This window comes from Acinetobacter sp. 24-47-64 (assembly GCF_057737055.1).
The window spans coordinates 939,712-959,680 of record NZ_CM173215.1 but is presented as its reverse complement, the minus strand read 5'-3'; the positions used below and the strand labels follow the sequence as shown (position 1 = coordinate 959,680).

Annotated in this window: 17 protein-coding genes, 2 tRNA genes, 1 other RNA gene and 1 pseudogene; 8 read left to right on the top strand and 13 right to left on the bottom strand. The window is 37.9% G+C overall.

Annotation, left to right across the window (positions count from 1 at the left end; genetic code table 11):
• Positions 1-40 precede the first annotated feature (40 nt).
• Positions 41-1,315: a citrate synthase gene (gene gltA / locus AC1M85_RS04610; protein ID WP_035269948.1), complete on the top strand. Its 1,275-nt coding sequence runs from the start codon at positions 41-43 to the stop codon at positions 1,313-1,315.
• Between the two features lie 155 nt (positions 1,316-1,470).
• Here gltA and AC1M85_RS04605 read toward each other — a convergent pair whose 3' ends face one another.
• From AC1M85_RS04605 to AC1M85_RS04595, 3 genes are read right to left on the bottom strand one after another with little or no spacing between them, the layout of a single operon-like run.
• Entirely contained in the window at positions 1,471-3,048 is a 1,578-nt protein-coding gene (locus AC1M85_RS04605) for a flavin-containing monooxygenase (RefSeq protein ID WP_488213632.1), read from the bottom strand.
• A 15-nt stretch (positions 3,049-3,063) separates the two neighbouring features.
• Positions 3,064-3,909 carry an SDR family NAD(P)-dependent oxidoreductase gene (locus tag AC1M85_RS04600; protein ID WP_488213631.1) on the bottom strand — a complete coding sequence of 282 codons (846 nt, stop codon included), beginning with the start codon at positions 3,907-3,909 and terminating at the stop codon, positions 3,064-3,066.
• A gap of 15 nt (positions 3,910-3,924) precedes the next feature.
• Positions 3,925-4,878, bottom strand: coding sequence for a metal-dependent hydrolase (locus AC1M85_RS04595; RefSeq protein ID WP_481590217.1), 954 nt, complete (start codon positions 4,876-4,878; stop codon positions 3,925-3,927).
• 282 nt (positions 4,879-5,160) lie between these two features.
• Between AC1M85_RS04595 and AC1M85_RS04590 the strand changes: the two genes are divergently transcribed.
• The 3 genes from AC1M85_RS04590 (at position 5,161) to AC1M85_RS04580 (ending at position 8,628) form a co-directional block, all read left to right on the top strand.
• Positions 5,161-5,649, top strand: coding sequence for a hypothetical protein (locus tag AC1M85_RS04590; protein ID WP_488213630.1), 489 nt, complete (start codon positions 5,161-5,163; stop codon positions 5,647-5,649).
• Positions 5,650-5,990: 341 nt separating this feature from the next.
• Positions 5,991-7,616 carry an NAD+ synthase gene (locus AC1M85_RS04585; protein WP_481591789.1) on the top strand — a complete coding sequence of 542 codons (1,626 nt, stop codon included), beginning with the start codon at positions 5,991-5,993 and terminating at the stop codon, positions 7,614-7,616.
• Positions 7,609-8,628, top strand: a complete 1,020-nt coding sequence (locus AC1M85_RS04580) for a hypothetical protein (protein WP_481590215.1) — start codon at positions 7,609-7,611, stop codon at positions 8,626-8,628. Before AC1M85_RS04585 ends, AC1M85_RS04580 begins: the two co-directional genes overlap by 8 nt.
• Before the next feature lie 35 nt (positions 8,629-8,663).
• Here AC1M85_RS04580 and AC1M85_RS04575 read toward each other — a convergent pair.
• A tRNA-Met gene (locus tag AC1M85_RS04575) sits at positions 8,664-8,740 on the bottom strand.
• 157 nt (positions 8,741-8,897) lie between these two features.
• Between AC1M85_RS04575 and AC1M85_RS04570 the strand changes: the two genes are divergently transcribed.
• Positions 8,898-9,305 (top strand): hypothetical protein, encoded by a 408-nt coding sequence (locus AC1M85_RS04570; protein WP_481590214.1) that lies wholly within the window; start codon positions 8,898-8,900, stop codon positions 9,303-9,305.
• Between the two features lie 57 nt (positions 9,306-9,362).
• Here the strand turns inward: AC1M85_RS04570 and AC1M85_RS04565 are convergent.
• The 4 genes from AC1M85_RS04565 to coaD all read right to left on the bottom strand — a co-directional run bounded on the left by AC1M85_RS04565 (position 9,363) and on the right by coaD (position 10,678).
• Positions 9,363-9,439 (bottom strand) — tRNA-Met (locus AC1M85_RS04565).
• A gap of 72 nt (positions 9,440-9,511) precedes the next feature.
• Positions 9,512-9,893, bottom strand: an RNA gene (gene rnpB, locus AC1M85_RS04560) — RNase P RNA component class A.
• 28 nt (positions 9,894-9,921) lie between these two features.
• The gene (locus AC1M85_RS04555; RefSeq protein WP_092766836.1) at positions 9,922-10,185 is read right to left on the bottom strand and encodes a YfhL family 4Fe-4S dicluster ferredoxin; all 264 of its coding nucleotides are present in this window, start codon (positions 10,183-10,185) and stop codon (positions 9,922-9,924) included.
• 1 nt (position 10,186) lies between these two features.
• Positions 10,187-10,678, bottom strand: coding sequence for a pantetheine-phosphate adenylyltransferase (gene coaD, locus AC1M85_RS04550; protein WP_035269911.1), 492 nt, complete (start codon positions 10,676-10,678; stop codon positions 10,187-10,189).
• Positions 10,679-10,817: 139 nt separating this feature from the next.
• Here coaD and smpB point away from each other — a divergent pair, with 139 nt between their 5' ends.
• A complete protein-coding gene (gene smpB / locus AC1M85_RS04545; protein WP_488213629.1) occupies positions 10,818-11,294 on the top strand; it encodes an SsrA-binding protein SmpB in 477 nt (158 codons plus the stop codon).
• A 29-nt stretch (positions 11,295-11,323) separates the two neighbouring features.
• Here smpB and AC1M85_RS04540 read toward each other — a convergent pair whose 3' ends face one another.
• The 5 genes and pseudogenes from AC1M85_RS04540 to rluD form a co-directional block, all read right to left on the bottom strand.
• Positions 11,324-12,619 (bottom strand): hypothetical protein, encoded by a 1,296-nt coding sequence (locus AC1M85_RS04540; RefSeq protein ID WP_488213851.1) that lies wholly within the window; start codon positions 12,617-12,619, stop codon positions 11,324-11,326.
• Positions 12,620-12,880: 261 nt separating this feature from the next.
• Positions 12,881-14,143, bottom strand: a complete 1,263-nt coding sequence (locus AC1M85_RS04535; RefSeq protein WP_228133287.1) for a hypothetical protein — start codon at positions 14,141-14,143, stop codon at positions 12,881-12,883.
• A 294-nt stretch (positions 14,144-14,437) separates the two neighbouring features.
• A pseudogene (locus tag AC1M85_RS04530) lies at positions 14,438-14,999 on the bottom strand (flavodoxin family protein).
• A 29-nt stretch (positions 15,000-15,028) separates the two neighbouring features.
• On the bottom strand, positions 15,029-15,778 hold the full coding sequence (gene pgeF, locus AC1M85_RS04525; protein ID WP_035269301.1) for a peptidoglycan editing factor PgeF: 750 nt from the start codon (positions 15,776-15,778) through the stop codon (positions 15,029-15,031).
• Positions 15,779-15,795: 17 nt separating this feature from the next.
• On the bottom strand, positions 15,796-16,848 hold the full coding sequence (gene rluD / locus AC1M85_RS04520; protein WP_035269298.1) for a 23S rRNA pseudouridine(1911/1915/1917) synthase RluD: 1,053 nt from the start codon (positions 16,846-16,848) through the stop codon (positions 15,796-15,798).
• Between the two features lie 71 nt (positions 16,849-16,919).
• Here rluD and AC1M85_RS04515 point away from each other — a divergent pair, with 71 nt between their 5' ends.
• Together AC1M85_RS04515 and AC1M85_RS04510 are read left to right on the top strand one after the other, a co-directional pair.
• Positions 16,920-17,936 (top strand): outer membrane protein assembly factor BamD, encoded by a 1,017-nt coding sequence (locus AC1M85_RS04515; RefSeq protein ID WP_035269296.1) that lies wholly within the window; start codon positions 16,920-16,922, stop codon positions 17,934-17,936.
• Positions 17,937-18,065: 129 nt separating this feature from the next.
• Positions 18,066-19,961, top strand: coding sequence for a DNA primase (locus AC1M85_RS04510; protein ID WP_488213628.1), 1,896 nt, complete (start codon positions 18,066-18,068; stop codon positions 19,959-19,961).
• Positions 19,962-19,969: the final 8 nt, after the last annotated feature.

Below are 19,969 nucleotides of genomic sequence, written 5' to 3'. Positions count from 1 at the left end.
GGGTTAGATAAAACATTCACCAGGACAGGAGATCTATTGAATGTCTGAAGCAACTGGCAAAAAAGCCGTATTACAGCTTGATGGCAAAGAAATTGAATTACCAATTTACAGCGGCACATTGGGCCCAGATGTAATCGACGTTAAAGATGTATTGGCCGCAGGTCACTTCACTTTTGATCCTGGTTTTATGGCTACAGCGTCTTGCGAGTCTAAAATCACATTTATCGATGGTAATAAAGGTGTTCTATTACACCGTGGTTATCCAATCGACCAACTAGCTACTAAAGCTGATTATTTAGAAACTTGCTACTTATTATTAAATGGTGAGCTTCCTACAGCTGAGCAAAAAGAAGAGTTTGACGCTAAAGTTCGTAACCACACCATGGTTCACGATCAAGTTAGCCGCTTCTATAACGGTTTCCGCCGTGATGCACACCCTATGGCGATTATGGTTGGTGTTGTTGGTGCGTTATCAGCGTTCTATCACAACAACCTTGATATCGAAAATGTTGATCACCGTGAAATTACTGCGATCCGTTTGATTGCTAAAATTCCTACCCTTGCTGCGTGGAGCTACAAGTATACTGTTGGTCAACCATTCGTTTACCCACGTAATGACTTAAGCTATGCAGAAAACTTCTTGTACATGATGTTTGCTACTCCAGCAGATCGTGATTACAAAGTTAACCCTATTCTTGCAAAAGCAATGGATCGTATCTTCACGCTTCATGCTGACCATGAACAAAATGCTTCTACGTCTACAGTACGTTTAGCTGGTTCTACTGGTGCTAATCCGTATGCATGTATCGCTGCTGGTATCTCTGCACTTTGGGGCCCTGCTCACGGTGGTGCAAACGAAGCTGTTCTTAAGATGCTTGATGAAATCGGCTCTGTAGAAAACGTTGCTGGCTTCATGGAAAAAGTGAAGACTAAAGAAGTTAAACTTATGGGCTTCGGTCACCGTGTTTATAAAAACTTCGATCCACGTGCTAAAGTAATGAAAGAAACTTGTGATGAAGTTCTTGGTGCTTTAGGTATCAATGATCCACAGTTAGCTTTAGCAATGGAATTGGAGCGTATCGCACTTTCTGATGAATACTTCATCAAGCGTAACCTTTATCCAAACGTTGACTTCTATTCAGGTATCATCCTTAAAGCGATTGGTATCCCAACAGAAATGTTCACTGTAATCTTCGCACTTGCACGTACTGTTGGTTGGATCAGCCACTGGTTAGAAATGCACAGCGGCCCATACAAGATCGGACGTCCTCGTCAGCTTTACACTGGCGAAGTTCAACGCGATATCGTTCGTTAATTCGAACTACGTCGACAGTCAAAAAACCACCCTTTGGGTGGTTTTTTATTATCTGATTAACAACAAAATATTGTTTTCAGCCCTGATGAAATACAAACCTCGTATATATAGAATATCTACAAACAAAAAAAGCCTGATTAAATCAGGCTTTTTGATCAGTGTTGTGAATAATGATCCAAGTTTAATGAGCTTAACTGCTGTTTTAATTTTGCAAGAGACCATGGCCATGCTGCAAAGTTACGACCATTTTCATCCAAATAGTAACTCTTACAGCCACCTGCATTAAATACAGTGGTTTTAAGATGTTTTTGAACCAATTGATTATGTCGCTTAACAACGTCGTCTTTAATCACAAGCTTGTTAATATTTTGCTTTTTGATCTTTAGTAGGCCATCAAGAATATAATCTAATTGAGCTTCAGCAATACCAATAAATGAGTCATAAACCAGAATATTTGGTCCTAACACCAAAAATGCATTTGGTACATTGGTAATACTTGCACCTAAATAAGCTTCTGGTGAACTATTTTTCCAGCGATCCGCTAAGAGCTTCCCATCCATATCATAAATGCGCTTACCAATTGGCGGATGCGATACCTCAAAACCCGTACCCCAAATGATGACATCTACTTCATGACGCTCACCATTGGCCGCAACAACCGTATTCCCATCAATCTCAACCAACCCCTCATTGATTAGTTTCACATTATCTTGTTGCAATGCTGGATAATAATTGTTGGCAAATAAAAGACGTTTACAACCAATATCAAAATTTGGTGTGACTTTTTTTCTTAATTCATCATCTTGAATTTGCAACTTCAATAATTGTTTGCTTAAGAAATTCACAGGTTTCAGCACTTTTGGATTACGCAAACCAAAGTTAATGCCATTTAAAATTTGGGCAATACTGCTCCGCCAAGTGGATTGAATAACGGGAAATTTCTGGATCAGTGATTTCGCTTGATCATTCAAATTCATATCAGCTTTTGGCAAAACCCAAGGTGCTGTACGCTGAAACACAAAGAGTTCTTTCGCTAATGGCTGAACCTGAGGAATAAATTGAATCGCTGAAGCACCTGTACCAATAACAGCAATACGTTTACCTTTAAGATCGTACTCATGATTCCATCTTGCAGAGTGAAACATTTCCCCCTTGAAACTTTCTATGCCCTTAATTTTTGGAAATGATGGCTCAGTAATGGGTCCCGTTGTAAAGATTACCGTTTTTGCTAGATACTTTCCTTGAGAAGTTTCTAACGACCACTGCGACTTCTCGTTATCCCAACGTGCTGCTTTTAATTCATGATTAAATTGAATTTTTTCATTCAGTTGATGCTTCTCAACCACTTCCTCAAGATAACTTAAGATTTCGGGCTGCTTGGCAAACAAATGACTCCATTTGTGACTTGGCGAAAAGGAAAAAGAATATAAGGCTGAAGGAACATCACATCCACATCCTGGATAATTATTATCGCGCCATGTACCACCAACTCGGTTCGCTTTTTCCAGCACAATGTAGTCGCGATAGCCTGCCTGATTCATTTTATATGCCGCAGCGATACCTGAAATACCTGCACCAACAACAATCGTGTCATACACCTTTTGTTGTTGTTCAACTTTAAGTTCTTTATCTGCATTGTTTTTTTTCTTTACTTTTACTTCTGTTTTTTCAGATTGATCATCACTTTGAATTTTTAAATCTGCTTTGCTTTCAAATTCGTTATCGAGTGTCATTCTTTTATCTCTCTATTATTTTACAAACCGCTTAAACCATGGATAACCTAAACCTAACATCTTGGTATATAAGGTCGGTGAAGCACGCTTCATCAACCAAAATAATTTCGCGTCTGGCTGTGGAATCGTATAAAGAATGCCTTTATCTAAATTGTTTAAGGTTTTTTGTGCAACTTGATCGCTTGTGACAAATGCATGATTCTGCAATAAATCATCCGCTAAACCCGAGTAATTGGAAGGTAATCGCCCATTCTTCATAATATTGGTAGGTACTAAAGTTGGGCAAAGCACATTCACATGGATATTATCTTGACGTAATTCTGCAGATAACGTTTCAGATAATGCAAGTACACTAGATTTCGTCACGTTATAAGCTGTCATTTCAGGTGCAGCTGTAAAACCTGCTGCTGAAGCAACATTAATAATTGCCCCATAACCTTGTTGTTTAAACTTCGGTACAAAAAAGTGACAACCATGAATCACGCCCCATAAATTGACATGCATACACCATTGCCAATCTTCTAGTGTCACCTCATCAAACTTACCACCTAACCCCACGCCAGCATTATTAATAACAAGTGTCACAGGATGATTAAAAAGGTTTTCTGCTTGATTCGCCAATCGCTCAACATCTTCCTTTTTTCCCACATCGCAGGATTCAGCAAATGCTTTTTGGCCTGTGGTCTGAGAAATCAGCTGAACAGTTTCTTCAGCTGCAGCTAAATTAATATCAGCACACACCACTTGACCACCACGTTTTGCAATTTCCAATGCAAAACTGCGTCCAATACCACTTCCAGCACCCGTTACCACAGCATAAGCCTGATGGCTCGGTTTAATTTTCTTCTTAAAAAAAAGCATGAACTATCCTTATTCTTATACCTTTAAAGCAGGCATGAATTCCTTCGTAAAGTATGGTGTTAAAATACCATCCACTGGATTTAATAAACGTTCTTTGTAGTACTCTAAAAACGCTGATGTATCATGATCATTCGGATGGAAGTCTGGTTTGAGATATTCGAAAATATGTTTGATCGAACTGCCATAAACACCATCTTTTAGACCAAAAATCAAACCTACACTTCGGTACATATCTTTGTAGTAACTTAAACTGATTAGATTTGATGGCTTACGATAAAATGGCACAACTAGTGATGCAGCAGAAATCAGCACTAAAATCGTAATAAGCGCTGGGAAAAAGCCTGCTATTCTTAAAGCATAGTTACTCGAAAGAAGTTGGAACACATCATATGCAATATCTTTATGCTCTGATTCCTCAAGCATATGCCACATCCAAATTGCGCGTTGTTTCTCATCTTGAGATTCGAAGAAAATATGCTCATGATTCATCATGTATTCAGCAAGCACTGCGGTAAAATGCTCAATCCCAGCCATAAGCGATAATTTCATTGGCTGAGGCAACCGATTAAAACCATATTCAAAAACGTGATGCGCCAGAAATCTAAACAACTTGACAGGCAAATCTGCCTTTAAAAAAGCGTCATTTAATTCTTCATGAAGTTTAGAATGTAAAGCTTCTTGCCCAATCAGCGCTGTCACTCTTTGCTTGAGTAATGGATCTTGAATAAAGTCACGATGATAACGTGCTGTATCAATAACGAGATCCTCACCATAGGTTAAAAAAATTGAAAGTGAAGCAAAGTAAGCACTTGCTAATTCCGCATTCAAATAAAATTTTGGATCAATCTTTTGATGATCAAAATCAAATTTCATATGACGAATTGGAATAGCTTTTGATTGATTCTCAGGATCAAATTTAGAACCGTTTAGAAATTTAGAAATTTTTTTTAGTGGCTGAGTTAATAACATGGCGAACCTTCTCTTTTATCTCAGTGAATAAATTCAAATAATGTGAATTCTTCGACGTTTCTAAAAAATTAAGATAAAAAGACGAAATAGCCATTTGCATAATAAATCTTTAGAGATGGCATAATTGCTCATTCATCAAGATTGTCTAACAAAATTATTAAGTTTTAATCAGTAAATACCATTTCATTATCATTAAAGGTCAACACCATTTTTAACAAGTAATGATTCCAAATAGTGATATTTTGAATGTCACATAAACTTTAAGTAGATTAAGAAATAAGTATGATGTTGTGGATGCCACTTATTTTAAAATGGATAAAATTTGACGCTTTTAGATGTAGATCACTCACCCAAGGTGAAATCACGTTGAGCCAAAGTGTCTTTGGTGATCTTATAGATTATGACAGTGTGAAAATCATGAATCATCCGTTTCTACCGTGGCAACCCTCAGCGGTATTTATGGCACCAAAGGGCTATTTGCATATTCGTAACAAACATTTCAAAACTGACTATTCGAAAGAAAATAAAATCTATCAAGGAATTTTCATTCACGAGATGACTCATATTTTACAACACCAACAAGGACAAAATGTTTTGCTCAAAGGCGCTTTTCTGCAAAGTGCGTATTTTATTTCCTTCAAAAAGTATAATCCTTATGCCTATAAATTTGACCCTAAAAAAAATTTCAATGAATACAACATTGAACAACAAGGCGAAATAGCTAGAGATATATTTTTGAAAAAGATTCCGAATATTATTTTGAATCCATAAAAATTGTAAAATTAAAAGAATATTTTTTATTCAAGCTATTGATTTGTGAATCAGAAACACCATATCAGCTTTGACATCTGATTTACTGTGTCGCAAATCCATTACGATTTAATTTTTTATGTACAAACAATGGCAAAAGCTAGTATCTACTTTTATTTTAGATAGAATACATATGAATCGTAGTTTTTGCTGTGCAAAAAATAAGATCTTTTATCATGTTTGAATGATGTAAATTTGAGCCATTTGGCAGTTATGTAATATCACATACACACAGCTGAATAATTACTCCAATAAAATCAGCACGTGCTGTATATAAACCTATAGGATAGGACTTGGTTTAAATGAATAGTTTTAAAGTTTCTCTTGCTCAATTCTCTCCATTTGTCGGCAATATAGAAGCCAATGTTCAACGAATGATTGAACTCGCTAATGAAGCCAAACAGCAAAATGCCAATATCATTGTATTTCCTGAACTTTCGACCATTGGTTATCCTGCAGAGGATCTCCTACTTCGTCCAAGCCTAAGCAAACGTACAGCATCAGCTTTCGAAAAGCTGGCTGAAGTGAAAGACATTGTGATGGTATTTGGTTTTGTTAATCAAGCTGATTCGGGTGCACGCTATAACTCTGCAGCCGTTATGAAAGATGGGCAAGTATTAGGTATTTATAACAAGCAAAATTTACCAAATTATAGTGTTTTTGATGAAAAGAGATATTTCGCTGAGGGTCATCAACACCTTGTATTTGAATATTTAGGACATAAATTCGGTGTATTAATTTGCGAAGATGTCTGGACGCTAGAGAGTGTTCAACAACTTGCCAAACTAAATGTTGAAACTGTTCTTGTGCTAAATGCCTCACCATACGAAGTTGGAAAGCCTCAACACCGTGTTGTTACGCTTACAGAGTTAGCTAAACAATTGAATCTCAATCTTGTTTATGTCAACCAAGTAGGCGGGCAAGATGATCTCATTTTCGACGGAACAAGTTTCGTTGTGAATGCAAATGGTGAAGTTGTACTTGAAGCACCAAGCTTTAAAGAAGACCTTTTTCATGTTGAATATGAAGCAGAGCTTAAATCTTTTAAAGCCGCTACCAAAGCACCTGCATTAGATACGATTGCAGAAATTTACCAAGCTTTGGTTTTGGCAACACGAGATTATGTACAACGCTCAGGTTTCCCTGGTGTCATTCTTGGTCTCTCTGGTGGTATCGACTCAGCACTCACCCTTGCAATCGCTGTCGATGCTATTGGAGCAGATAAAGTTCAAGCGGTTATGATGCCTTACACATATACCTCTCAAATCAGTGTTGAAGACGCGACTGAGCAGGCAAAACGTATGGGAGTCACTTTTGGTATTGCGGAAATTCACCCAATCGTCAACAGCTTTATGCAGACATTACACCCATTCTTCGGCAATTCTCCTGCTGATGCAACTGAGGAAAATTTACAAGCTCGAGCACGCGGCACCTTATTAATGGGTCTGTCGAATAAATTTGGTAATCTTGTTTTATCTACAGGTAACAAATCTGAATTATCTGTTGGTTACTGCACACTGTACGGTGATATGGTCGGTGGTTTTGCTGTACTTAAAGATGTTTATAAAACGATTGTATTTGAGTTAGCGAAATACCGTAATAGTTTGGAAGATACGCCTGTAATCCCTGAACGTGTGATTACTCGCCCACCTTCTGCTGAATTACGACCTGATCAAAAAGATCAAGACTCATTACCACCTTACGATGTTCTTGATGCAATTTTATATGCATATATTGAAGAAGATCAGAGTCTTGAAGATATTATCTCTAAAGGTTTTGATCGAGATATCGTGACTAAAGTCATTGGATTGGTTGATCGCAACGAATATAAGCGCCGTCAGGGTGCAATTGGTCCACGTATATCCTCTCGTGCGTTTAGCCGCGAACGCCGCTATCCAATCGTAAATGGATGGAAAGCAGGTGTCTAACTCGACACAACTCAATCAATTTGCTCAAGCACTTATGCTTGAGCAAATTCGGTTTACGCAACAGTATTTATTAAATGCTGAATCTAATGCTGTACTAGACACGTTTGTTTCACAGGCTTATGCTCAGTTCAATCGAATCAAACTAAAAGACATTGTAAATCTTGAACAACTTCATGCTGTTGTTTCAAAATATGCTTTTGAATTAAATCTTGGACCTGATTTACTAGAGTTTATTGGCGCAGTTGCACAACGTATTTACCTTCATTTAAAGGATTCAAATGCTTTAATCGGAGATTTAATTTCTGACCATGATTTTGGGCTATGGCTAAATAAAATTCTTGAATTAGATCAAGTACGTTATGGTTTAAAACAACAAATTTTAAGTAATGAGAAGGCACATTCAGTAAGTCTTCAATTAGCAAATCAAATTTTAGAAAAATATACACCTTGGCTGGATAGGCTTCGAAAAAATAAAGTTCAAAATAATACGGTCAAATCAAAGATTTTTAATTTTCTCCAAGATCAGCAACACACATTAGAGTTAAAACTAGAATCCCAACTTGCAAATGCAATATTGGTTCAATTAGGCGAAATTATCACACTGCCTCAAAATGAACTTTATGAAATCATTCAACATATTTGGTCAGATCTCCAATTTCAAAAAATTTCAGCTCAGCTTGAGCAGATTGAAGCCATTGATGTCGAAGATTTTTTTATTCTGGTCTATGAAACCTGGAGAAATTTGCGCCAGTCTTCTGAGATTCAGTCCATCATTTTAGAAGTGGTTGATGAGTTCTATGAATATTTTGGTGATTACAGTTTACAAGCTTTACTCACGGCTGTTGGATTAACTCAAGAAGATTTAATGATCGAAGCCCATCGTTTTGCACCTCAACTTATCAGCATGTTAAATGATTTTGGCGTTCTAGAACAATTAATTCAAAGTTTGATTCAGCCTTTTTATCAAGCACAATCTACACTTGATATTATCTCAAAACATTTTGAGAAATAAAAAAAAGACCATGCGGTGAGCATGGTCTATAAAAATGGTGGCTATGACGGGACTTGAACCTGTGACCCCCGCATTATGAGTGCGGTGCTCTAACCAACTGAGCTACATAGCCGTAAACTGTGTGCGCATTATCTTAAGTTATCGTAGTATCGTCAAGCATACGAAAGCACTAATGATCACCCTTTATACAAATAAACCTTATTTGAACAAAATTAATCCATAATTATATGATTTTATTGTAATAGTAAGGTTTCAATGACATCAAAATCATGCTCAATCCTCAATATTTCATTCTCATATGCTGTTTAAGCCTTGTGAGCGGATGCCAAACGATTCATCCCATATTTGTGAATTATCACGGTGTACGCATGGATGTCGCTCAATGGATCAATGCTCAAAATTTTATAACCATGCAACAAAAACGAACTCTAGTTCAATTAAGCCGTGCTCAACAAAAGCTCGTGCATATTGATGTTATTCCTGAAGATCATAAACTTGCCGTGAGTAAAGAGAATGCGGTCGCTCTACATTGTGCACATCTTTATTTAACTGAGAAAAAAATTGATAGCTTGCAAAATATTGTGTTTTCAAATGTAAATCAGGCAGCTGTATTAGCACAATTTGAACAAGAGTTTCCAAAAATTAAGCTAGATCCTCAGCTTATTCAGTGCCAATGAAAACTCAAGATTCCACACATAAAAAAAGACCACACTAGTGAGTGTGGTCTATAAAAATGGTGGCTATGACGGGACTTGAACCTGTGACCCCCGCATTATGAGTGCGGTGCTCTAACCAACTGAGCTACATAGCCGTAAACTGTGCGCGCATTATCTACTTGATTGATGTATCCGTCAAGTAATATCGACACTGTTTGATCAAAATTTGTTGAAGTGAGCCGATAAGCCGGGTTCTGTCTAGAACGATCATTCCTCTAGGCATACAATCACTCATATGCTCAAGCGACCTACCCGAATCCAGTATGGGCCATACCTTAAGGATTCCTATTTGGTCTTGCTTCAGGTGGGGTTTACCATGCCATGAACTGTTACCAGTCATGCGGTGCGCTCTTACCGCACCCTTTCACCCTTACCATTTTCTAGGCTAAACCGAAGTTCAGTTGCAAAATGGCGGTCTACTCTCTGCTGCACTTTCCGTAGGCTTACGCCTCCCAGGCGTTACCTGGCACCTTGCCCGATGAAGCCCGGACTTTCCTCCCCTGCTTTAGTCACAAAGACCTTCACAGCAGCGATCGTCTGGCTCACTTCAAGTGGCGCATCTTAACAAACTTTGAGATCAATTGCTCGTGCTTTTTTGAGCAATTAGTTTTTTATACTTTTCCAGCAATTCAACCTCAGATTCCACATGATTAGGATCTTTAGGAATACAGTCTACTGGGCAGAATAATGAACACTGGGGTTGGTCATGATGACCAACACATTCAGTACATAGGTTCGGATCAATTTCATAGATCAGTTCACCCATATAAATCGCTTCATTTGGGCATACAGGCTCACAAACGTCACAATTGATGCACTCATCCGTAATAATTAAAGACACTCTACCAACCTTGCTGATGCTTACGTTCAAATGCCTCAACAACTGCTTTTGGCACAAATTTCGTCACATCACCTTTCAAACGTGCAATTTCACGAACTAATGTGGATGAAATAAACGAGTATTGCTCTGACGGCGTTAAAAATACAGCTTCAAAATTTGAATCTAATTGACGATTCATATTTGCAAGTTGAAACTCATATTCAAAGTCAGACACTGCTCTTAAACCTCTGAGTACAGCTGTTGCCTTTTGCTCTTGAAAAAAATTCACCAGCAAACCATCAAAACCAACAAATTCTACGTTATCTAAATGGCTTAATGATGATTTTGCAAGCGCAACTCGCTCATCTAAACTAAACACTGGATTTTTGTGATGACCAATTGCAATCGCAACTACAACTTCATCAAACATTTTTGCAGCACGAGATACAAGATCAATATGACCATTGGTAATAGGATCGAATGTTCCCGGATAGATGACACGAGTTTTAGACATCCATTTATACTCTAAGATTATTATGTAGGCGCATAGTTTAACAAAAACTCAATTCACACGCACACTTGTTGACGGTGAAATGACTTCACCTCAAGCCAAGTTTGAGGCAAAATAGGCCTAATCTTGGAATATTTGTATTATGTCGAAATCGATTTTAGTTAAAAAAAATAATAGTGGCACTATTGCGCTAAATAAACGTGCACGTCACGATTATTTTATTGAGGAAAAATTTGAAGCTGGTTTAGCTTTACAAGGTTGGGAAGTAAAATCTCTTCGCGCTGGACGCATGAGTATTACGGAAAGCTATATTATTTTCAAAAATAATGAAGCTTATTTATTTGGTGCTCAAATCCAACCTCTTCTTTCTGCTTCAACTCATATCGTTCCCGAAGCAACACGTACTCGTAAGCTACTTCTTTCACGTCGTGAACTCGAGAAACTTCAAGGGGCGATCAATCAAAAAGGTTACACATGTGTACCTTTGGCGTGCTATTGGAAAGGTCGTTTAGTCAAACTCGAAATTGCGCTTGTTAAAGGTAAACAATTACACGACAAACGTGCCACTGAAAAAGACCGCGATTGGCAGCGTGATAAAGCAAGAATTTTTCATAAATAAAAAAACCGCTCATATGAGCGGTTTTTTTATTAACAGAACCTTAAACTTCCATAACAATTTGGAGCAAAGGTTTGATTTTTAAGTTGTAGATCTTTTAATGGAAAATTTACATTGGTATTCGGCAAATGAACATTTCCAACACCAAGTTTGTCACCAAACAGACAATCAAGTGCATTACAAGATGGAGGATTTCGACTGATATAATCACTGATTGGTCCAACCACTTGTTTTAACACATCATTCGTAATATCAATACGCTTCTCAGGTGTTACATCCCCAATATTGATCGAATCATTAAATGCCATCCACCAACCCTGCTGTGCAGCAACATCAGCATTTGGCCACCAGATTTCACTGTTTTGAACAGAGAGTGAGAATGGATTGTTTACAGGGATTTTATGAATTAAACCTAAGTTTTGATCTACCGTAATGTTGGCTTTTAAACCTGTAATGTTACCACTGACCTCTTTTTGCAAATTCAGTAATCCCACCCCTAGCACTTGGATATTAGCCGTGAGATTACCACCAAAATTCAATTGATTGATATTGGCAACACCTGTCAATTGTGCAGAACTCATTCGAGTACCAGAGACCGTAGTTCCGTTAATTTGAATTGGTGCAGTCGTTTCTTGTAATGCTAAATTGTAATTATTCGATTTAAAATCGAGTGTCAAAGTAGGTGCAATAATACAAATCAAACAAATTCTTGCATTCACTTTTCCATCGATAGTTTGACCAGTATCGGCATAGGTCATACTTCGAGCATTAGTATAACCCATACCCTGAGTGGGATTAATTTTTAAATAACCACTGAGTGAGTTAATACCATTCGGTTTATCAGAGTTTTCATCACCAAGCGTCAGTAAACCTAATACTTTTTCAGCACTGAGACGCAAACCCACAACTTCTCGAGTTGATGCCGATGTTGGATTTTTTACCGCAAACTCTAAAAATGGATTGGTTAGCTTGGCTGAAGAACCCGCACGACCCTCTCTAGTGTCTGACATACCACTCAAACTCAGATTTTCGATATCAATATCACATCCACCTGCTCCATTAATACCACCACAGCCAAGTTGTAAATGCTTAATATTTGCATTGAGTTCTATATCTGCTTCCATTCCAAGCTTATAAAAGCCAACGCCTTTACCTCGCATATTGTTTGCCCCGTCATTGGGATCAATATAACTCATACTTAATAAAGCTTGACCGTTTGTCGCAGATAACTCTTCATCAGTCATCATTCTTAAATCATTCTGAATGTTATTAGCAGTTGCAGACAAAGGAATCAACACTAAGCAAGATGTTGATAAAATCAATTTGATAGAAACAAGTAAACTCTTCAACATTAGAGTCTCCGTATTATTTTTATTCAGGCTTAATCCATAAGCAACAGCATTACTATCTATAAATTAATGAAAAAAATAAAGAGGCTCAAAACTTGACTTAACGAATTGAAATAGAGAAATAATAATAAAATTGAATATTTTTAGAGACTTACATCACAATCAACAGTATGAATATGTGATGTAAATAATCATTTATCCGATGAAATGCGAACTCAAAAACTCAAGTACATCACCTATTTAACAAAATCTTAAATTTCCATAACAGTTTGGAGCAAAGGTTTGATTTTTTAGTTGCAAGTCTTTTAATGGAAAATTCACACTTGTATTCGGTAAATTGACATTACCTACACCTAACTTATCCCCAAAAAGACAATTCAAGACAGTACATTCGATGGGATTTCGAGTAATGTATTCACCAATAGGTCCAACCACTTGTTTTAATACATCATTAGTAATATCAATACGTTTCTCAGGTGTAACATCCCCAATATCAATTGAATCATTAAATGCCATCCACCAACCTTGCTTTGCGGCAACATCAGCATTTGGCCACCAGACCTCACTATTTTGTAGAGAAAGTGAAAATGGGTTGTTGAGCATGATTTTATGGATAAAGCCTAGGTTTTGATCAACAGTAATATTGGCTTTTAAACCTGTAATATTTCCAGTCACTTCTTTTTGTAAATTTAATAACCCAAGAGATACATTTAAGGAAGCCTTTAAATCACCATCAAAGTACAGTGGATTGATATGCGCGATACCACTTAACCTTGCAGAGTTCATTCGAGTGCCAGATATCACAGCACCATTCAGTGTTAATGGAGCTGAGGTTTCTTGTAACGCGAGGTTGTAATCATCAGATTTAAATCCTAATGGGATCCCTAAACATCCCAAGATTGGTATACAAATGTTTGGCTTTACTCTCCCATCGATCGTTAAATTAGTATCGCTATAGGACATATTACGAGCATTGGTATAAGCCATACCTTGGGTCGGATTAATTTTTAAATAACCACTGAGTGAGTTAATGCCATTCGGTTTGTCAGAGTTTTCATCACCAAGCGTCAGCAAACCTAATACTTTTTCAGCACTGAGACGCAATCCAACGACTTCTCGCGTTGATGCCGATGTTGGATTTTTTACCGCAAACTCTAAAAATGGATTGGTTAACTTGGCTGAAGAACCTGCACGACCTTCTCTGGTGTCTGACACACCACTCAAACTCAGATTTTCAATATCAATGTCACATCCACCTGCTCCATTAATACCACCACAGCCAAGTTGTAAATGCTTAATATTTGCATTGAGCTCTATATCTGCTTCCATTCCGAGTTTATAAAAGCCAACGCCTTTACCTCGCATATTGTTTGCCCCATCATTGGGATCGATATAACTCATACTTAATAAAGCTTGACCAGAAATGTCAGACAACTCCCGATCGTCCAATTTTTCCATGGTTGTTTGAGCGTGCACCAGTGGTGATAACATGAGAACAAACATTAAAACAGCTGAATTGAACCCAATATTTTTTGAAGTGTAGGTCATGAATGACTCCAAACCTTGTAATTTTTAGGCAACCAAGTCCAATGGCGCACGTTTTTTATTCGATGATTAATTATAATTATTTTTAAAATTTAATGTGAAATATTTAACACTATTTTGTAATTCATTGATCAGCTCTTTGTCTGAATAAACAATTATAAATTTAATTTCAACAACCTAGTTAACTTCACTTCATTTCATTATTACATTTCAAGCGAGCAATAAATAATTAAATTAGATGAAAATGATTTTTTAATCCATGCAATTTAACCTGAATACGGTATTCGCTAAATGTTCACCAAACCATGTGGCCGTTTCAATATCCCCACTCGAAGGTGTTACCTCCACAGGCGCATTATCAGACTGCGTCATGAGTCCCCAAAAAACTAGACATACGATTGAGATCTCGATGCGATCTACCTGTAGACATTAGCGGTAGTACAGACCAAATCATGCCATGTTGCATTGCAAAAAGATTGATATGCTGAAGCACAGCCAACTTATATCCACTTAATCCTCCACCATTTTTGAAACCAGCTGCCAATTTGCCCTGCTATGTTCTCGCTAGCCAACGCTTTGAAGATTGCTCCATAAATAATTTCAACGCTGAGGTTAGACTTCCCATATAAGTAGGACAGCCAAATACAATAGATTCAGCTTGATCAAGCAACTCCCAGTTCACGTCTGTAACATTGATGAGCAATACCTCAATATTGAGTTTTTGTGCACCAATGGCGATATGTTCGGCGACTTTCTGAGTGTGACCAAATGGGCTGTGATAAACGATAGCGATGCTTTTACGAAATTTGGTCATGGTATGAAACTTTGAAAAATCAAATGAGTTTATTGATTACTGTGCATAAATACGAATGTTGCCATGCGACCAGTTTTGGAATTACGGCGATGAGAATAATATGTTTGATCCTCCGTGTAACTGCACCGCTCACCTCCAAGAACCTGTTCCACCCCTAAACTTTTCAATATATGGCGAGCAATCGCATACAGATCTGCGTAATACTTACCCTCTAGATCTCCCTTTTGAAATGCTGAACTTAATTCTGGAATCCTATCGCAGAATGTGTGCATTACTTCTTCACCCACTTCAAAGCATGGCTGACTAATTGCCGCACCTAACCACGCCCAAGAGGGTTGAGTGCTCATGGCATTGACTGTATTTTCAATAATGCCATTTGCCAATCCTCGCCAACCTGCATGCAAATTAGCGACTTCAGTACCATCTTTGTTACCGAGAACCACCGGTAAACAATCTGCCGTCATCATCATTAATGCATGTTGTTTTTGCTGTGTCACTAAACCATCGCCATTTAGGGCGTGTAAGCTCATGTCATCATTTACAACGTGACAGATTGTACTGTGCGTTTGGTTCATCCAAGTTAATCGATTCACCCCATAGACTGAAAAGTCATTTAACAAGCTCATTCTATGCCGATGAACACGTTCTGGTTGATCATTTACATGCAACGCCAAGTTAAAACCTTCTAAATCAGTCTGTGGTGTTTTCAGTGCGTGAGGGTGACTCAATTCTGTTTGTCCTACCACGACACCTTTGGGCAAACCTTGCACAATTTGCATGTAAACTTTCCTTTAATTTAGTAAGCCTTATTTTCCGTACGAAGAGTCTCAAGTAATGCTGTGAAATCTTCAGGCCATGGTGCTTCAAACATCATTTCTTCACCTGTCCGTGGATGTACTAACCCCAATTTTGATGCATGAAGTGCTTGACGTCTAAACTCTCGTAGATGAGTAGCAAGTTTTTCCGAAGCACCTGCAGGTACTTTGACACGACTGACATAAACTGGATCACCGACCAAAGGAAAACCAATATAAGTGAAATGAACACGAATCTGATGAGTACGTCCAGTTTCTAATTGTGCTTGAACACGTGTGAAATTTTGGAATCTTTCTTTCACATTATAGTGAGTCACGGCATCACGACCACCTGGTAAGATCGCCATTTTTACACGATCTACAGGATGACGTTTAATCGGCTCATCAATTTTACCGCCTGCAATAATATTGCCATAACAAATTAAATCATAAATTCGATAAACTGATTTTTTCGCTAACTGTTTACTTAAGGAAAATTGAGCTTCTAAATTTTTAGCTACAACCAAGAGACCACTAGTATCTTTATCGATACGGTGTACTAGACCAGCTCGAGATAATTCTGCTGATTTAGGAAAATGATACAACAGTGCATTAACCAAAGTACCATTCGGGTTTCCTGCGCCAGGATGTACAACCATCCCCACTGGCTTGTTAATGACTAAGATGTCATCATCTTCATAAATAATATCTAAAGGGATATTTTCAGGTTGACTGGTGACTTGGGCTTCAAGCTCTACATCAAGCGTGAGTAGCTCATTCCCTTCACTTTTATATTTTGGTTTCACAACTTGACCATTTACCAACAAATGACCATCCTTCAACCATTGTTTCAATTTTTCACGCGAAAATTCGTTCCAAGCGAGCGCAGCAACTTGGTCTATTCGCTGACCAAGAGAACTCTCATCCACTTGAAATTGCAACGATAAACGTGTTGCAGTTGGGGCTGAAGTATGGTTATCTGCATCCTCAGAATCTTCAAGTAAATTGATGTCGATTTCTGGGAAATTAGAATTAGAAGTTTGTGCTGAAGTCATTTGCTCATTCGGACAAAAGTGGTTTAATAGTGCAATTGTAGCCTATTGCCCGTATAAACAGAGGAATTTTTATGTCGCTACCACGTTATAAAGTTACAATGCTTGCTTTATCGCTAGGCTTAGCAGCAACATTTGTGGGCTGTAGCAGTAATCCCAAGAAGGATGTTGTGGATACTGGACCTAAATCAACCGAACAATCTTATTTCGATAAAGCACAAAAAGCATTAGATCGTGGTCAATATAGCGATGCAGCACAATCATTAGAAGCAATTGAAACTTATTACCCTACAGGTCAATATACTCAACAAGCTCAACTCGATCTTTTATATGCTCGTTTTCAACAAAAAGACTATGAAGCTGTTATTGCGCTAGCAGACCGTTTTATTCGTTTAAATCCTCAACATCCTAATGTTGATTATGCTTACTATGTTCGTGGTGTGGCGAATATGGAGCAAAACTATGATGGTCTCATCCGCTATACATCACTCCAACAGGCTCATCGTGATGTCAGCTATTTAAAAGTTGCATATCAAAATTTTGTTGATTTCATTCGTCGTTTCCCAAGTAGTCAGTATGCTGTAGATGCTGCTCAGCGCATGAAATTTATTGGTCAAGAACTTGCTGAAAGTGAAATGAATGCGGCTCGCTTTAACTTAAAGCGTAAAGCTTGGCTTGCAGCAGTTGAGCGTGGACAATGGGTTATGGAACATTTCCCTCAAACACCTCAAGTACCAGAAGCGCTTGCAACGATTGCTTACGGATACGATAAACTCGGTGACAAGGCAACATCTCAACAATACGTTGAAGTGCTAAAGCTAAACTACCCTCATCTTGTGAAGTCTAATGGTGAGGTCGATTTACGCGCAGCACGTAAAGATGGAAGTTGGTTAAATCGTGCAACCTTGGGTATTTTAGGTCGTGAAGCACGCAGCCAAACAACGGCAGAAGTATCAGCAGAGCAATCTGACAACACCAATACACAACCCGGTTTATTGAATCGCTTAAGCTTTGGCTTGCTTGGTAATAAAGATCACAATGTGGAAAGTGCGCCAGCAAATGAAAGTATGTACGACCCACAGCGTCAATAATCCATTCTTACGAATCAAAAAAGGTGGGATTACCCACCTTTTTTATTGCATGGCTTTATTTATCGTCTTAAGTGTTTAGGATAGACTTAATTCAATCACTTTATTCCTCATTCTTTTGGCTTTTTAATTATGGCAATTCCACAACATACGATTGATCAAATTTTAGATCGAACTGACATCGTCGATCTTATTGGCCAACGTGTGAAATTAAAAAAGTCAGGTCGTACCTATTCAGGCTGTTGTCCTTTTCATCAAGAGAAAACACCTTCTTTTCACGTCTACCGTGATAAGCAATATTTCCACTGTTTCGGTTGCCAAGCCAATGGAAATGCAATTCGCTTTATGATGGATATTGATAATCGCAATTTCATCGAGGTGATTAAAGACCTGGCAAGCCAAACCGGTATCGAATTACCTAAAGACAATCAAGACAATAAAAAACTCTCATACAAGAGAGAACCTATTAAACCTAACCAAGAAAAGCAACCGCAGGCACCCATTGAAGCAGATGCAGCAGAAATCATTTCTCCGCCTACTTCAGCTTTTGATGTAGATCCTTTTGAAGCATTTCAAAACTATGAATTCGATGAGTATCAATTTAATACAGATGACTTGAATTCAGTTGAGGTCGCACCTGAAGGTAATTTATACGATCTTCTTGAAAATGTTGCTTTATTTTATGAAAAACAACTTCCAAATAGCCAAATTGCGCAACAGTATTTTCAGCGACGCGGACTAAGTGATACCACGATTAAGTATTGGCGATTAGGTTATGCCCCAGAAGATTGGCAACATCTTGAAAAAGCATTTCCGCAAGATATTGAAGGATTAAAATTACTCGGTTTGATCAGAACCAGTGATTCTGGTCGTGATTTTGATCTACTACGAGAACGTGTCATTTTTCCTATACGTGATGCAAAAGGTCGCGTTGTCGGTTTTGGTGGACGAGCATTGAATGACGAGATCAAACCCAAATATATCAACTCGCCAGACTCTGAAGTTTTCCATAAAAACCAACTACTCTATGGCTTATATGAAGGTCGTAAGCTCAAAGCCAATCATTGGTTAATGGTTGAAGGTTACATGGATGTCATCGCATTACAGCAAGCTGGCATTCCTGGCGCAGTTGCCACCTTGGGGACGGCGAGCAATGCTGATCACTTGAATCTATTATTTAAACAAAATAATCAGTTAACTATTGCTTTTGATGGTGATTCGGCTGGTCAAAAAGCTGCTCGACGCACTTTAGAAATTGCACTTCCCCTCTTAAATGATGGTCGTGAACTGAAATTTTTTATTCTACCTACGGAGCATGATCCTGACTCATTAGTTCGTAAGGACGGTGTTGAAACTTTCAATCGACTTTGGCAACAATCACCACTCTTATCAGAGTTTGCTTTTTCACTTCTCAGTCAACAATATCAAATCAATACACCTGAAGGTAAAAGTCAGGTCATGGCTGAGCTAAATCAACTCACCAATCTGATGCCTAAGCAAGGTTCGTATCGCTATTTGATTCGTCAATATTTCAAAGAAAAATTAGGATTCAATAAAAAGTGGCAGCCTCAAGTGAGTCTTGACGCTTCATTATCATTTAATATTCGCACACGAGATGAAGATTTCGCAGTGGCAATGTTAATGTACCATCCTTTTCTTTATATTCATTTTGAAGTATTACGCGCAGTGATTCCTGAAGATGAATTGCTTGCAAAAGTATTAAAAATTTTTAATGTCATTTTTGATGATCTGCCAGATGACCAAGAGTTGGCGAGTTATTATATTTTGGGTGCATGTAGCCCATTTCATCATGAACTCTCTGAGATTTTAAAACGTACTAATATTCAAACACTCACTGAAGCCCCTGAAATGGCTGATAAACTTGCCTCAGAATACTCACTTTCACTCCAAGAAAAATATCTGAGAATCAAATTTAAAGCAGCAAAATCATTAAATGAGTCTAAAAACTTAAGACAACAACTGAATGAGCTAACCAAAAAAATTGGACTACGCTTACTACATGAATAAATAAAAGC